Source organism: Thermobaculum terrenum ATCC BAA-798, assembly GCF_000025005.1.
Taxonomy (GTDB): domain Bacteria; phylum Chloroflexota; class Chloroflexia; order Thermobaculales; family Thermobaculaceae; genus Thermobaculum; species Thermobaculum terrenum.
This window is the reverse complement of the sequence record NC_013525.1, coordinates 599,765-614,691: the sequence shown is the minus strand read 5'-3', so window position 1 is coordinate 614,691 and position 14,927 is coordinate 599,765. Positions and strand designations below refer to the sequence as shown.

At 52.9% G+C, this 14,927-nt stretch carries 17 protein-coding genes; 10 read left to right on the top strand and 7 right to left on the bottom strand.

What is annotated here, in order from left to right:
• Window positions 1-86: 86 nt before the first annotated feature.
• Window positions 87-452: a response regulator gene (locus TTER_RS02755; protein ID WP_169302607.1), complete on the bottom strand. Its 366-nt coding sequence runs from the start codon at window positions 450-452 to the stop codon at window positions 87-89.
• 183 nt (window positions 453-635) lie between these two features.
• Between TTER_RS02755 and TTER_RS15735 the strand changes: the two genes are divergently transcribed.
• The 3 genes from TTER_RS15735 to TTER_RS02745 are packed head-to-tail and all read left to right on the top strand — an operon-like array spanning window position 636 to window position 2,999.
• On the top strand, window positions 636-809 hold the full coding sequence (locus tag TTER_RS15735) for a hypothetical protein (RefSeq protein ID WP_012874509.1): 174 nt from the start codon (window positions 636-638) through the stop codon (window positions 807-809).
• Complete coding sequence (gene galT, locus TTER_RS02750; RefSeq protein WP_012874508.1) at window positions 802-1,791, top strand: galactose-1-phosphate uridylyltransferase; 990 nt, start codon at window positions 802-804, stop codon at window positions 1,789-1,791. Before TTER_RS15735 ends, galT begins: the two co-directional genes overlap by 8 nt.
• Window positions 1,788-2,999 carry a galactokinase gene (locus TTER_RS02745; protein ID WP_012874507.1) on the top strand — a complete coding sequence of 404 codons (1,212 nt, stop codon included), beginning with the start codon at window positions 1,788-1,790 and terminating at the stop codon, window positions 2,997-2,999. Before galT ends, TTER_RS02745 begins: the two co-directional genes overlap by 4 nt.
• Here the strand turns inward: TTER_RS02745 and TTER_RS02740 are convergent.
• Both TTER_RS02740 and TTER_RS02735 read right to left on the bottom strand, forming a co-directional pair.
• On the bottom strand, window positions 2,978-4,396 hold the full coding sequence (locus TTER_RS02740) for a phytoene desaturase family protein (protein ID WP_012874506.1): 1,419 nt from the start codon (window positions 4,394-4,396) through the stop codon (window positions 2,978-2,980). The two genes, TTER_RS02745 and TTER_RS02740, sit on opposite strands and share 22 nt — an antisense overlap.
• 26 nt (window positions 4,397-4,422) lie before the next feature.
• Complete coding sequence (locus TTER_RS02735; RefSeq protein ID WP_012874505.1) at window positions 4,423-5,466, bottom strand: helix-turn-helix transcriptional regulator; 1,044 nt, start codon at window positions 5,464-5,466, stop codon at window positions 4,423-4,425.
• Window positions 5,467-5,608: 142 nt separating this feature from the next.
• On the opposite strand from TTER_RS02735, the gene TTER_RS02730 reads away from it, so the two are divergent.
• The gene (locus TTER_RS02730) at window positions 5,609-6,502 is read left to right on the top strand and encodes an HD domain-containing protein (protein ID WP_012874504.1); all 894 of its coding nucleotides are present in this window, start codon (window positions 5,609-5,611) and stop codon (window positions 6,500-6,502) included.
• Window position 6,503: 1 nt separating this feature from the next.
• On the opposite strand, the gene TTER_RS15730 is transcribed toward TTER_RS02730, so the two are convergent.
• On the bottom strand, window positions 6,504-6,659 hold the full coding sequence (locus tag TTER_RS15730; RefSeq protein ID WP_169302606.1) for a hypothetical protein: 156 nt from the start codon (window positions 6,657-6,659) through the stop codon (window positions 6,504-6,506).
• A gap of 203 nt (window positions 6,660-6,862) precedes the next feature.
• Here TTER_RS15730 and TTER_RS02725 point away from each other — a divergent pair, with 203 nt between their 5' ends.
• Window positions 6,863-7,462 (top strand): Crp/Fnr family transcriptional regulator, encoded by a 600-nt coding sequence (locus TTER_RS02725; RefSeq protein WP_041424323.1) that lies wholly within the window; start codon window positions 6,863-6,865, stop codon window positions 7,460-7,462.
• 222 nt (window positions 7,463-7,684) lie between these two features.
• Here TTER_RS02725 and TTER_RS15725 read toward each other — a convergent pair whose 3' ends face one another.
• Window positions 7,685-7,990: a hypothetical protein gene (locus TTER_RS15725; protein WP_169302605.1), complete on the bottom strand. Its 306-nt coding sequence runs from the start codon at window positions 7,988-7,990 to the stop codon at window positions 7,685-7,687.
• Between the two features lie 343 nt (window positions 7,991-8,333).
• On the opposite strand from TTER_RS15725, the gene TTER_RS02720 reads away from it, so the two are divergent.
• The 5 genes from TTER_RS02720 to TTER_RS02700 all read left to right on the top strand — a co-directional run bounded on the left by TTER_RS02720 (window position 8,334) and on the right by TTER_RS02700 (window position 13,055).
• Window positions 8,334-9,713 (top strand): WD40 repeat domain-containing protein, encoded by a 1,380-nt coding sequence (locus TTER_RS02720; protein ID WP_169302604.1) that lies wholly within the window; start codon window positions 8,334-8,336, stop codon window positions 9,711-9,713.
• Between the two features lie 82 nt (window positions 9,714-9,795).
• Window positions 9,796-10,830 carry a hypothetical protein gene (locus TTER_RS02715; RefSeq protein ID WP_012874499.1) on the top strand — a complete coding sequence of 345 codons (1,035 nt, stop codon included), beginning with the start codon at window positions 9,796-9,798 and terminating at the stop codon, window positions 10,828-10,830.
• Window positions 10,831-10,880: 50 nt separating this feature from the next.
• The gene (locus TTER_RS02710) at window positions 10,881-11,510 is read left to right on the top strand and encodes a hypothetical protein (protein ID WP_041424322.1); all 630 of its coding nucleotides are present in this window, start codon (window positions 10,881-10,883) and stop codon (window positions 11,508-11,510) included.
• Between the two features lie 14 nt (window positions 11,511-11,524).
• Window positions 11,525-12,169: a hypothetical protein gene (locus TTER_RS02705; protein ID WP_012874497.1), complete on the top strand. Its 645-nt coding sequence runs from the start codon at window positions 11,525-11,527 to the stop codon at window positions 12,167-12,169.
• 124 nt (window positions 12,170-12,293) lie between these two features.
• On the top strand, window positions 12,294-13,055 hold the full coding sequence (locus TTER_RS02700) for an HD domain-containing protein (protein ID WP_012874496.1): 762 nt from the start codon (window positions 12,294-12,296) through the stop codon (window positions 13,053-13,055).
• Between the two features lies 1 nt (window position 13,056).
• On the opposite strand, the gene TTER_RS02695 is transcribed toward TTER_RS02700, so the two are convergent.
• Window positions 13,057-13,809, bottom strand: coding sequence for a sugar phosphate isomerase/epimerase family protein (locus tag TTER_RS02695; protein ID WP_012874495.1), 753 nt, complete (start codon window positions 13,807-13,809; stop codon window positions 13,057-13,059).
• Between the two features lie 22 nt (window positions 13,810-13,831).
• Entirely contained in the window at window positions 13,832-14,896 is a 1,065-nt protein-coding gene (locus tag TTER_RS02690) for a Gfo/Idh/MocA family protein (protein WP_012874494.1), read from the bottom strand.
• Between the last annotated feature and the right edge of the window lie 31 nt (window positions 14,897-14,927).

Genomic DNA, 14,927 nt, shown 5'->3' with positions numbered 1-14,927 from the left:
CGAAAGCTATTTTGAATAAAAAAATCCGGGATAATCGTATCAACTTGCGGCTACATTGATCCAGTGAAGGTTGGCAATTCGTAGTCTTACTCGACAAGCTTCTCCAGCAGAGATAGAAGCTCCTGAACACACAGAGGCTTGATTCGAAAGTAGCAGTGCTGTAGCTTGTCCAGTATGTGCTGCTGTCGGGGCTTAGGCCTGGTTGCCGAGCATAGTATTATCGGCAGGTCTGGAAAAGACCTTCTCACTATGGAGGAGAGAGTGACGCCGTCGATCGCAGGCATATTTATATCCGAAATGATCACGTCGGGCATAAATTCCCCGACCACTTTCAATACTTCACTGCTCTCTGATAACGCTTTGACTTCGTACCCCTCATCCTCCAGCACATCCGACAGGAAAAGGAGTGTGGGGAGACTGTCCTCGACCAGTAAGATCCTTCCCTTGGCCACGCTGCAAACCAACTAGATTTCCCTTACTGAAGTAATCATCGCTACAAATATACTCATAGGATATGCGTTTACACGATAGGCATTTTTGGCTAGATCCAGGCAGTACTAATATCTCGCTCATTCGCTTGACAGGTGTTATGTTGTAGAATGCAAAGCACGCGAAGACCAAGGAAGAGGTTGGTTATGGCAGCAGATAGTCAATCTTGGCAGCCAGAGATGATCAAATCCAAAGAACAGAAGAAAGACGGCAGATACATAATCTACTACACTTTCACCGAGCACACCGACCAACAGCAGGTACCAGCGCATGGGCAGGATCAAGCCGTGACATCCTCGGAGGGGAACAAAGATGTCTGAGCTCAGATGGCATCCGCTACTCAGGGAATGGGTGATCACAGCCACACACAGGCAGGACAGAACTTTTCTCCCTCCAAGGGATTACTGCCCGTTATGCCCTACTAAGAGTGGCAAGCATGAGACAGAAATTCCAGTGGAGACTTTCGATATAGCGGTCTTCGAGAACAAGTTCCCATCGTTGCAGAGGCAACCACCGCAACCGGCGATAGAGCCTATGGGGATCTTCGATGTGCGGCCTGCAGAGGGTGTGTGTGAGGTAGTGGTATATACTCCGGAGCATGACACCACACTTACCGACCAGAGCGTGAGCCACATTCGCCGCCTGATAGCTGTCTGGCGCGATCGTTACATAGAGCTTGGTAGCTTGCCTTACGTTAAGTACGTGTTCATTTTTGAGAATAAGGGAGAGGTAATAGGTGTGACCTTGCACCATCCGCATGGTCAGATCTATGCATACCCTTTCATCCCTCCCCTTATGCAAAGGGAATTAAGTGCTCTTAGCGAGCATCGGGCGAAGACGGGAAGATGCCTGGTGTGCGATGTCCTGCAACAGGAAACTAACTATGGCAAAAGGATACTCTTTGAGGAAGGCAACTTTGTAGCGTTTATCCCCTTCTATGCGCGCTGGCCATATGAGGTGCATATAATTCCCAGGAGGCATTTCGGATCCCTGGCTGAGATAACGAGCGAAGAATCCTGGGATCTAGCTTATGCCCTCAAGAGAGTACTTGTTGGATACGACAAGCTGTTCGGGTTCAGCATGCCGTTTATAATGGCCCTGCACCAGACACCTACTGACGACCAAGAGCATCCTTACTACCACTTCCAGTTACAGTTCTATCCTCCACATAGAACCTCTACCAAGCTCAAATATCTTGCGGGTAGTGAAACTGGAGCAGGGACTTTCATCAATGACTCCCTGCCAGAGGAGAAAGCTCCAGAACTCAGGGCAGTCATACCAGATAAGGAGAGCATTGAATGACCGAGGAGTATCGCTTCAAGCATATAGGAGCTCTGATACGAGCGTTCGAGATGCGTTATGGTGGAAAGCCTACGATAGCCTCCAGAGCACCGGGAAGGATAAACCTCATAGGCGAACACACCGATTACAACGATGGCTGGGTGCTACCGGCGGCCATCAACTACGAGATAAACGTGGTGTGCAGGCCTAGAAACGACTCTTTGGTGAGACTGGTGGCCCTGGATATGGGCAAGGAATCCGACTTCTATCTGGAGAACCATAATCGCACTGACTTCCTGTGGCTAAGGTATCCACAAGGAGTAGCGGTAGAACTGCAGAATAGAGGTTATAAGCTCAGAGGTATGGAAGCAGTGTACATGGGCGACATACCTGTAGGGTCTGGACTGAGCTCTTCAGCAGCCGTGGAAGTCGCCTTCGTTCATGCCTTCTGTAGGGCAGCAGATATAGAACTAAGTGGTGAAGAGGTGGCCCTCATAGCGCAACGAGCGGAGAATGACTTCGTAGGTGTGCCTTGCGGAGTCATGGATCAGTTCGTTTCCTCGCTAGGCCGTCAGGACCACGCCCTGCTGCTGGATAGCAGGTCGCTGGAGTATCAGCACATACCCATAAATCTGCCGAACGTATCCCTGGTAATACTTGACACGGGCGTAAGCAGAGAATTGGCAGGGTCCGAGTACAAGAAGCGAAGGCAGGATTGCGAGGAAGCTGTAACCAGGCTGAGCACCAGGATATCAGGGATAAAAGCCCTAAGGGATGTGACGCTAGAGCAACTTGAAGAAAATTTGGATCTGCTTACCAGCACCCAGCGTAAGAGGGCGAGGCATGTGATAGAGGAAAACATGCGCACGCTCGAGGCGGCGGAGGCACTACGTAACGGGGATGCAGCTGCTATTGGACGCCTAATGAAGGAGTCTCACATAAGCCTCAGAGACCTGTATGAGGTGAGTTCCTTTGAGCTGGACACAATCGTCGAGATAGCCTGGGATACAGATGGGGTCATTGGGGCTAGAATGACAGGTGCAGGATTCGGCGGAGTAGCTCTGGCGCTAGTACATCAGGATGCTGTACCAACGCTCTATGAGAGAGTGATGCAAGAATATCATGCCAGGACAGGGAAAGAACCTAAAGTGTTTGTATGCAGGGCCGTGGACGGGGCAGAGTCTGCTCTCATGGAGGAAGTCCAGGTTCACTCCATATGGAACGTGTAGCGTAGGGCTGATCTAGCTGCCCAGTACCCACACATGCCATGCACTCCAGGGCCTGGAGGGGTAGAGGAGGAGCAGATATACATCCCACTCACAGGGATCTTGTAAGGCACATGACTTAGAACTGGCCTTGCCAAAACCTGCCATAGATCCAATACCCCTCCAGTTAGATCCCCAGCTACGAGGTTTGAGTCGAGATACTCCAGGTCTGTGGGGGCAAGTACTGATCTGGCCAATATCGTATCTCTGAAGCCAGGTGCGAGTTCCTCAATCGCGCTCTCTATTCTGTTTGCCAGATACTCCACCTCTTTGTTGGTGATCGATACGGGTACATGGCAATAAGCCCAGGCAGTATGGTAACCGCCAGGGCATCTGCCTGGATCAAAGACACTGGGCTGGTTGAGTATCACAAAAGGCCTCGAGGGTACATGCCCTTCCCAGACGCTTCTCTCAGTGTCAGCTATCTCTTCAAAAGTGCCTCCCAAGTGTACAGTCCCAGCAGACCTGCAAGCTTCGGATATCCAGGGTATAGGTGCGGACAGAGCCCAGTCCAACTTCAACACTCCAGGCCCATGCCGGTATCTCGCACATGCTCTTCTGTATCCAGATGGGAGTCTATCACCCAAGATGTCAACTACCTGCCTGGGAGCGAGGTCGAATAACACCGCTTTAGCGGGCGGGATATCACTTAGGCTGTGTACGGGAGCGGATAGCTGCACAACTCCCCCAAGATCCCTGAAATAGGCTGCCATAGCCTCTATTAGCCTGCCGGTCCCCCCTCGCGCCATAGGCCACCTGGTAATATGTGCTAGCGTGCATAAGAGCAGGATGGGAACGCTGGTAAGTGGTCTGGTAAGTGGCATAGCCCAATGAGCTGCTACACCTGCCAGTAAAGTCCTGGCATGGGAAGTAGAAAACAGCGCATCAGCGAGGACACTAAATGGAAGCAGAGCATGTACACCAAAACGTATATAAGATAGTGTCCGAGGAATCTTTATAGCGGGAGCCAGCAGGTCCCTCGCTAGTCCTGGCCACTCAGACACCAAAGGGCTTATCAATCGTGAGTATCTAGCTCCATCATCACCAAACTGTATAGCCGTCTCTTGAATTGATTCATGGAGCAACAAGACCTCTCTGGGTCCCAGAGGATGGGCTAGCGGCACGTCAGGGTACACCCACTCCACTCCCAGATCTCTCAGAGGCATCTCGAGGAAGAAAGGCGAGGTAAAGGCTAGAGGGAGGACCGCGGCGCCTAGGTCGTGCGTGAAACCAGGTAATGTGAGCTGTAGAGATGCCGCAGCTCCTCCTAGGTGGTCACTGGCTTCGAGCAGCAGTACTCGTAAACCCCTACGCGCTAGAGTTATGGCAGCAGCAAGTCCATTAGGCCCGCTGCCAACCACTACAGCATCCAGTATCGTCGTCCCCTCTACGAAGTCTCATGAGCAAAGTTTTTCGTGTCCTGTATCTCAACCGTGCATTGTCCCTCTTGCTTGCTGGCAGATTCTGTCAGGCCCAGGCCATATAGCTTAGCCAAACTCTGTACGTCGTTGACAAGGGACTCACGAAGAGACTTGGGCTCAAGCACCTCTGCCTCGGCTCCCCAAGAGCGTATCCAGGCACTTATCTCCAGGATGCCTGAAACTCTGCCCGTCCATATGACTGAGCCATCTGGTTCCTCCTTGAGCTCCTGCGTGGGGTGCCAAATAGCTTCCTTCACAGCCGAAGCCACCCTGGGGCTAAACCTGACCTTTACTTCGACAGGCTCATCTGACCAGATGGTCCAGCTGTTCTTGAGGAATTCAAGGGCATCGAAATCTCCCGGGATCTCGTATTTTTCATCAGTAAGCTCTATATCCTTTATGCGCTGTACCTTGAAGGTGCGTATTTCGTCGATCTCCACATCTCTGGCTATGACATACAACGCATGGCTTATACCCGAGGGCTGCATGAAATAGGGCTCTATTAGCCTCTCCTTGGGCGTTGATCTTCTGGAGGACAGGTACTGAATCCTTACCCTTCTGCCCTCGGCCCAAGCACTTGTGAGAGTCCTAACGGTCCTGTTGTACTCTCTGTCTAATGGCTTATTCTTGATCTCCCTAAGAGTCTCCGGGAAGAACCGAGATATAGGCTCGGGCATCACACTTCCTATCTTGCTCCAGGCCTCCTCGAGGTCGGGATTCTGCTTGTCCATGTAGCGAAGTGCCAGACGGTAGGAGAGGAACAGCCCCATGGCCTCGTGCAGAGAGAACCTGACTGGCGGCAGGTAAGAAGTCCGAACGACCTTCCACCTGCCGTTTTCTCTGGTCAAAGGGACCTCAAAGATCTGTTCCAAATCTTTGATATCACGATATATAGTTCTGATAGATACATCACAGAGCTCAGCCAGGCGCTGGATAGTAAGACCCTGCGGGTTCTGGTAAAGTATTCTCTCGATCCTCTGTAGTCTTCCAAGCTTCACGAGTCTCGACATCATCCCTTCTCCAAGAAGAAAACTAAGACTAATTAGACCTCTGATTGACGATTGTTATACCTTAACAGATAAAAATCTTCTAGAGTGTAACACGCATTATAATTTCATAGCTTGTAAGTTGTGCACAAGATGGAGGTGGATCTTGGAGGAAGAAAGCAACCGAGCTACAAGCATAGACAGGCAGGAGTCAGAAGGCTTTGACCTTCCCCAGGAACCAGGGCCGGAGGTATCGCCTTCAGGCACCACCCCGTTGCAGCCCTCGGAGATAATCAGGTTGCCGACAAGACATAATCCCACGCTCCAGAAACTAGTAGGTATTGTGAACTCCGATGAGGACCTGCATGCTATCTGGAGGTGCCAGAACGTCAACGGGGTTGACAGGCTGGGCATGAGCGATCACGGCCCAGTACACGTGCAGATAGTTGCCAATCTGGCTCTTAGGTTACTCCGCCTCCTGATGGCCAAGAACATACAACCCTCAATAGTCAAAGACCACGGCATGTCCGAGCACGATGCAGAAGTCGTTGTGGTACTGGCAGCACTCCTCCATGACTGCGGTATGTCCATACACAGAGATGATCACGAGTTCATGAGCCTCTTCATAGCACTACCCAAACTCCAGGAGCTGCTCAGTAACCTCTACTCTGCAGCTGAACGCCGAGTCATCATCTCAGAAACCCTGCACGCCATCATCACTCACAGAAGCGATGGTAGACCCCTCACTCTGGAGGCAGGCATAGTGCGAGTGGCCGATGCGCTCGATATGGCCCAGGGCAGATCCAGAATACCCTTCGAAAGTGGGCACGTCAACATCCACTCCGTGTCCGCTGCCGCCATAGAGAAGGTGGAAATAAACCAAGGGCAGGAGAAAGCTATAAGGGTCACTATCTATATGAGCAACGCAGCAGGCATCTTCCAGATAGATGAGCTGCTACGTCAAAAGCTCAAGGGCTCAGGACTCGAGACACATGTGGAGGTGGTAGCTCAGGTGACAGGCGAGTCCGACAAGAGACTGGTGGAGACCTTCAAGTTCTGAGCTACTTGTACCCGGCCATCCTCAGCAAGCCCATAGCCTCGGATAGGTGCCTGTTGCCCTCCACCGTCATGATCTCCAAACAACCCCTCCCATGGAAACCTCCAGCCTCAAGTATGCTCCTGATCTCCTCCAGCGGCATGGCAGCCAGTGGCGCCACAGGTCCCCTTGATGTGCACAGATTTACTCTATGCTGCCACAAAGATTGACAGATGCATAGTGCTAGAGTAGCATAACATACAACTTTTAGGGTGGATGGATTAACACACCATTGTAAGACCGCGAGAGATGGATAAATCAATCCTACATCAGTTATACCCCTTCTCTGGAATGCCCCAGGATTTGTTGAGAACTCTAGTCAACATGACTTCTTACAGATTGTATGCACAGGGACAACTGATAATAGATCTGCAAGAAGGGAGAGATAGGACTCTTATCCTCGTCAGCGGCCTCGCTCGAGTCTATCGGATTTCCACCCAAGGCAAAGAACTCACCCTAGCCAAATTCGTAACTGGTGACATCCTCGGGCTTGCCCCTAACGACCCCATACTACAACCAAGCAACCTCCTGGAAGCGATAGCGGACGGGACGGGAATATGTCGTGTACCGCGTGAGCACTTTCAACAAATCATTATCTCCGATCCTGAGATTGCCAGCTATTGCTTTTGTCAGCTCAGCGAGCGCCTGGGGAAGGCATATGACCTCATAGAGGAGGTCGTGTTCATGGACGTATGCACCCGCCTGGCGCGCACACTTTCCAGACTGGCCAAAGCCAATGAGCAACGATTAGTTACTGCCACCCATCAGGAGCTAGCTGGTATGATAGGCACAAGCCAAGAGGAGGTCACCAGGAAGCTGCGCCATCTACGAGAACTGGGCTTGATAAACTATCAACCTCATCATCGTGGGATAGTCGTTCCCAACCCCGACCGCCTCCTGTCCGAACTGAACGATCTTACCTAGCTTGATATGCGCTAGCTCATATCACTATTAATGTCACCTGCTTACACTGAAAATAAGACCAGGTAAACTCTTGTCCCTCGAGGAGGGTGTGGAGCTGTGAAAGGCCAACAGAGCAGGCCATTTAGCCCATGGGGGCACCCACTAGTTGAGGAATCACTATTTTGTGTGCTAACTCGAGTCCATGGCTTAGGGCGGGCCCTGGCAGTAGCGTGGGTCCCGCTACTATTCGATCACAGAGTCACCCTTTTGGAGAACCTCCAGGGACTGCGAGCGTATCGTCCCTGCTTGCATCGCTGGCATGGCTATGGACTGCTCGTGCTGGCGCTCGGGCTTACTATCAGGTGTATGCTGCTCCATTAGTGGTAAGTGGAACTGAGATAAGGATAAACAGAAGTTATCAGGAGGTAAGCCTATGTCAACGGAGAAAGTAGTAGAGAAGCTCAGCAAGCAGGTAGATCGGCGACGCTTTCTCGGTATCGCTAGCAAAGCGGCACTTGGCTTCTTGTTGCTCCTCTCGAGCCGTCGCATCCAGACAGCTGAGGCCTACCACACCAACTGCACCAACTATAATACAGTCAGGACAAAATACTGCTGCCATCTCGGGTACCGAGACGACTGCACGTCTACCGAATCAAGCAACTGCTTCACTTACGGCACCTCGCACCCCAGTTGGTGGCTGTGGACCTGCTGTTACGGCACAGCACTTGTCGAGTGCCGCGAGTGCTGCAAGTATAGTTGCTCCAAGGCCGTATTGACACCAAGCTGTGGATCTTGTGGGGGCACAGCTAATGTTAACTGCTAGCAGGACGGATAGTACTTGTATTGGGAGTCTGCACACTCTAAGCAGCAGTTAGGTAGGGGGAATAACGCCGTGGCGAAGTTTGCACTGCTGGGGTCATTGCTGCTCGTAGGGTTGTTGCTGTCCGCGTGTGTCTTTGGTCGTGCCCCCAATGGTTCGGGCGACGTGATCGGCAACAAGAGTGTGAGGTCTTCAGGAACTGCGGGGAGTCCAACTCCGAGCGCTAGAGCCATCGGGCAGCCCCCTCTGACTACCAACACACCGACGCAGCAGGTATCGCCATATGCAGCACCCACCAGCATGACAACTGAGGCCATCCTCAGGAAGCGGCCGATCGTCCTTGTCGGCCACAATGGTCCTGTGACGGTGCTGGCCTGGTCACCAGATGCCAAGATCCTCGCCTCGAGCTCGGGAGTTGTCACCAGGAACGAGACCTTTGACCCTACCGTGCGCCTATGGAGCGCCAAGGGAAAGCTGCTAACTACGCTCAGAGGTCATACAGCCCCGGTTACCAGCCTTGAGTGGTCGCCAGATGGCCAACTGCTGGCTTCCGGATCTAGGGATGGAACCGTCCGGCTGTGGGACGCGCATGGTAAGCAGATCAAGTCACTTCGGTTGGATGAAGAGCAGGTATACAGCCTGGCATGGTCGCCAGATGGACAGATACTGGCAGTGGGATCGATTCAGCAGGAACAAGCTGGCTCCACAGGGCTCATCCAGTTCAAGGGAGTCGTGCGGCTGTTCGGAGTGGATGGCAGGCTGCTCAAGATGCTAATCACGGATGGCGGTGGGGGCAAGTGGTTACACGTCGAATGGTCATCAGACGGCAGTACCCTTGCGGCTGGTGCCTGGGGATTCAGGCTGTGGCAGCGAGACGGTAAGCTCGTTGGGACGATTGGGAGATTGGGAGCTCCTGCCACGGTTATGATCTGGTCACCGGATGGTAGCATGCTTGCCACTGGCAACGAGGACGGCCTGGTGTCACTCTACGACCACAGAGGGAGAGTGGCTGCCCAACTGCCAGGCAACGGCCCGATAGTAAGCCTAGCGTTCTCCCCAGATGGTGGTAAGCTCGCCCTGATGTCCGGCAACTACGTGAGGATGTTTGATTTGCGCGATCCGCACGCCGAGCCCAGAACACTATATCGATACCTAGGCCCCCTTGCAGAGTGGTCGGCATCCAATATAGTCTGGTCTCCAGATGGAGTATGGTTGGCTGGGAGGACACCAGATAGCGTCCTCAGGGTGTGGCGCGCCAATGGTAGACGAGTGGTCACACTGCCTGGGTGCAACAACGAGGCCTCGGTACTTGCCTGGTCACCGGATGGTAAAGTGATCGCCGCAGGAGGCTCCCATGGAGATACGATATGCCTCTGGATATGGCCAACCATGTCCATCGCTGGCCCTTTGTGGGCCAGCGGGAGCCAGAACCAAATGGGTGGGCATCGATAGATGCATCGGCTAGAGTAGCATAACATACAACTTTTAGGGTGCATCCAAGTTCTAGAAGTCGGCCAAAGGGGAATATAAGATCATGAGAACGTGGATTCATATCGTATTTGCTATATCACTATTGGCTCTGATGTTTCCACAAGCAGTGAGAGCAGCGGTCCCAGCAGCTACTAGTTCTGTTGTTGGGAGATTTGTCCAGCAAACCGACAGCGTGTTCGGTTACCAGATGTTCGTGCCAGCAACTTGGGAGGAAGTGAACCTGGGAGACGCGCGTGGGTACATTCCCACAAATACAGGCGAGACCGACAATCAGATTCTGCTTACTGTAACCAATGCTCACACCTTAGCGGGAAATGGCAGCAGCAACATGACCGTCGTTGGGCTGGAGCTACTTAGGCAAAAAACCTCTTTGAGTGCCTGGACGCAGTTCCAGGAGCAGTTTTGGGAGGCACAGAATATCCCGTATGAACGGGTTCCAGGGCCACCTGCGGCCGCGATATATTCACTCAGCCAATGGGATCAGATTCAGCTTGTGGCATATACGGTATATCAAGGCAAGTTGCTAGTGGCTTCTCTTTATGGTTCTGGTATTTATGGCTCCAAAGAGCAGCTCGTGAGTGAGGGGCTGTTCACAGACTTCGCACTCATGGTTGGGAGCCTTGAGGCGGTGGAGGCCACGGCTTCTAAGGCTATAGCTGCTGATGAACTAGTTTCCATTACATCAGTTGATCGCACAACTGGCACCAAGTATGTCGGCAACTACCACTGCCATGGCAGCATTTGTGGCTACGATGAGTCCTACAAGATGATCACGCGATGGGATCCTACCAGGGATATGATCGAGCGGCTGTACGAGGAGCACTGGTACCGCCATAGCGACCTGCGATACTCATGGCTGTACAACACGTACGTAACCAACGACACCTACCCCTGTGAAGCCGGGACGACACTTCTGTTCAGGGCCATAGGCAAGCACACCTCTGCTAGCCAGTACAAGGTCAGTGACGATTGGTACCCCTACCGTATAGATACCAGACTGCGGACCAATACCTATCACGTGATGAACTTCGGAGACAACGCCATTCGGTGGTGCGCTGTCTACCAGCCATTCTACTAGCATTATAATCTGGATAGATAACTGTGTACCATGATTGGTAGTGATTGGAAATGTCTGATAGGATGAGAAGAGCTGCAACCGTGGTTGGGATCGTGGGAGCGATCGCCCTGTGGGCGGGCTTCCTTGTGGTGTGCAACAGGCTGGGGCCGGCAGGAGTGGAACCTACGAGCTACTACGAGGGGGATGTGTACGCGGTGAGCACTTCACAGGCAGGTCCACTGCGGCTGCTGCTGTGGCGCGTGAGCTACCAGCCCCAGCAACCACTAGGCAGAGCGATAGCGCTGACCTACACTGTAGTGTACCTGTGCCTAACAAACACTGGCAGCTCCCCCGTCATCCTGTATGAGACGCGTGAGGGGTCCAAAGGAGAGCCTCCACCTCCGCCTCCCTATTACCTACTGGACGACCAGGGGCATCGCTACCCGGCAGTGGGGGCTGGCTGGTCCTGGAGGACAGGAGAGCCCGAGGAGAGGTTCATTGGCAAAGCCTTGCCTGGCAGGACGGTCGATTTCACATTAGACTTCAATCCCATACCGACACATGTCAGGCATCTAGTGCTAGTGATGGAGGACGTGAGAACCCAAACAGGGCAGAGCTATGACCTGCGGGTAGAGGTGCCGCTGCCGGGGGAGCATGAGGGGCAGGAAGGGAGCACCCTGGTGGGGTGCCCTGGTTTCTAAGAGGAGTGACAGCGATGAGTCGCAAGATTATCTCATGGTTGGTCGTACCGCTACTGGTGATCCTGCTGGCAGGAGGCATCCTCGTAGCGGCAGCTCTCCGATCATCCCAAGTACCCACAAGGCCAGGAGGAGGTCCCACGAGCGCTCATAGCCCCCTCATCGGGCTATTGATTCCCAAGACGGACCGCAAGTTCGGCTATGGTATGCTCGTGCCAGCCAGATGGCAAGCAGTGGACCTGGGTGACAGACGGGCCTATGTGCCTCCCGACTCCCAGCACAAGTCGGATCGTCTCGTGCTCACTGCCACTAACTACAGAGTGTTGGCAGATAGGAACAAGAACCTACGGGTCATGCAGCTTGAGCTGTTTAGGCAACATCCCGATCCTGTTGGCTGGACCAAGGCCATCGAGATGTCTTGGCGGGATACCGGTATGAGGTTCCAGAAGGAGAGCGGCCTTGCCAACGGAGTAATTTACTCTGTGAGGCCAGCAGAGGATCAAATGCAGCTTGTGGCCTTCTTGGTGGATGCTGGGCAGCCAATGAATCTGACGATGGAGGGATATGGCACCTACAGTTCTAGAGAAACGCTCGTGAGGGAGGGATTACTTGAGGACTTCCAGACGATGGCCCAAAGCCTACACGCCGTCGATACCAAATAGGTAAGAGCCGAAGAATTCTCCCACGCCGAGCCAAGCGGCCGGCCCTCCTTTCGTGATCTCCGAAGCCTTCAGGAGAGTCAATCTGTCTGGCACCACCCCGTTGCAGCCCTCGGAGATAATCAGGTTGCCGACAAGACATAATCCCACGCTCCAGAAACTAGTAGGTATTGTGAACTCCGATGAGGACCTGCATGCTATCTGGAGGTGCCAGAACGTCAACGGGGTTGACAGGCTGGGCATGAGCGATCACGGCCCAGTACACGTGCAGATAGTTGCCAATCTGGCTCTTAGGTTACTCCGCCTCCTGATGGCCAAGAACATACAACCCTCAATAGTCAAAGACCACGGCATGTCCGAGCACGATGCAGAAGTCGTTGTGGTACTGGCAGCACTCCTCCATGACTGCGGTATGTCCATACACAGAGATGATCACGAGTTCATGAGCCTCTTCATAGCACTACCCAAACTCCAGGAGCTGCTCAGTAACCTCTACTCTGCAGCTGAACGCCGAGTCATCATCTCAGAAACCCTGCACGCCATCATCACTCACAGAAGCGATGGTAGACCCCTCACTCTGGAGGCAGGCATAGTGCGAGTGGCCGATGCGCTCGATATGGCCCAGGGCAGATCCAGAATACCCTTCGAAAGTGGGCACGTCAACATCCACTCCGTGTCCGCTGCCGCCATAGAGAAGGTGGAAATAAACCAAGGGCAGGAGAAAGCTATAAGGGTCACTATCTATATGAGCAACGCAGCAGGCATCTTCCAGATAGATGAGCTGCTACGTCAAAAGCTCAAGGGCTCAGGACTCGAGACACATGTGGAGGTGGTAGCTCAGGTGACAGGCGAGTCCGACAAGAGACTGGTGGAGACCTTCAAGTTCTGAGCTACTTGTACCCGGCCATCCTCAGCAAGCCCATAGCCTCGGATAGGTGCCTGTTGCCCTCCACCGTCATGATCTCCAAACAACCCCTCCCATGGAAACCTCCAGCCTCAAGTATGCTCTTGATCTCCTCCAGCGGCATGGCAGCCAGTGGCGCCACAGGTCCCCCTTTGATATGTAGATGCGCTGTGTAGGGAGCGCATATTTTGGCCTGTTCCTTTGGGTTCTCGCCCACGTATAGGCAGTTGCCCATGTCAAAGTAGATGCCAACCGCTGGATGATTGAGTCCCTTCACTAGCTCAGCTAGAGCCCAGGGCTTGTACCAGTTGACGTGCTCTAGGGCCAAGGTTACTCCCAGGTCCAAAGCCTTGTCCGCCAGCGGTAAAATATGCTGCCTGTAGATACTTAGGTACTCGCTCACTTTCAGGCTCTCTTCCTGTGTGGCCAGCAGTATAGCATCAGCACCTATGTCATGAGTGAAGGTTATAAGCTTGTCCACATGCGATACTATCTCTGCTCTTTCCTCATCGTTGAGGGATGCGAAATGCCCAAAATGTCCCATGCTGGTGGAGAGTATAGGTAAGCCGGTACTTTCCACGATGTTCTTGTAGTAGTCGGCGGAATGAGCATCCAGCCCTGCTATCTCCGAACGAGTGAGCGCCAGCTCAACGAAGTCGTATCCCAGGGCCTTTAGTATCCTCATGCGATCTTCCAGAGTATCACCTAGTACGCAATCCTGACGAGCTCCTATAAGCACCTTCTTTCTCCTCTCGAAAATTTTACCAGGCAGCCTGCGGGGCCTCCGCCCGCAACAATTCGTTGACATCTACAGGCATGCCAGATCTTGCAGACCTATCATTGGCTATGGTTACAGCCAGTGTGCGCACTGCGCTGAGGTAATCAGATCTAAGGATCGCTGGATTGGAGGTCTTCACCGCCTCTATAAAGGCTTTGTCCTCCTCCAGCATTGGGTCATGTTCCAGACCAAACTCCTCGACATCATCTCCACGTCGGACCTTGAGTGAGATATCCATCGAAAGGATGTAGTCCTTGCAGAAGATGTGAACTCCCCTTAGATCTGGCAAGCCAGAAGGGCCGGTAAGGAAGTTGATAGCGAAGCTGCATACGGCTCCATTGTCGAACGTGAAGGTCGAAGAGTTAACGTCAAATATATCGTACTCCGGATTGTCCAGGTTGTTTATTCGTGTGGCAGCGGCTGCATAGACCTTACGTATCTCCCCCACCAGGAACCTGAGAAGATCCACCTGATGAGTGGCCATCTCTATCATCATGCCACCAGATCTATCCTGTCGGTGATACCAGCTGGTACCAGGGGTCCTGGTAAAGCGCAGGACTATGGTCTGTCCGATAACGGTATTCCTCAAGAGCTCAATGGCCTTATCTATAAAGCCCATGTACCTCAATTGATAGCCCGCGGTAGCTATGACACCCTGCTCGTTTATCCTGCGCAATATGTCGTTGGCGACTCGCAGATCCAACGCAACGGGCTTCTCTACTAGCATGTGCAGGTTCGCATCCAACGCAGCATGTTCTGGATCGCCATGTGCAAACGGGGGCAGGCAGATGTAGACCGCATCCAGCCGCTCATTTCTTATCATTTGTCTGTAGTCAGTGTACGTAGCGGCTTCGATCAGCCTGGGCTCTACGCCCTCGGCTTCCGATCTGGTCAGGATGTTCCTGTTTACGTATTCCCTGGCCTCTTCTACCCTGTTGGGAGCTATATCACATAGAGCGACAACTTCTGCATCCTCTATAGATGCCAGGTTAAGCAGATGACTTGTAGCTATTCCTCCTGTTCCTATGAAGCCAACACGCACTGTCATATCTTTTGAAATCCTTTCAAGGTTTATTAGG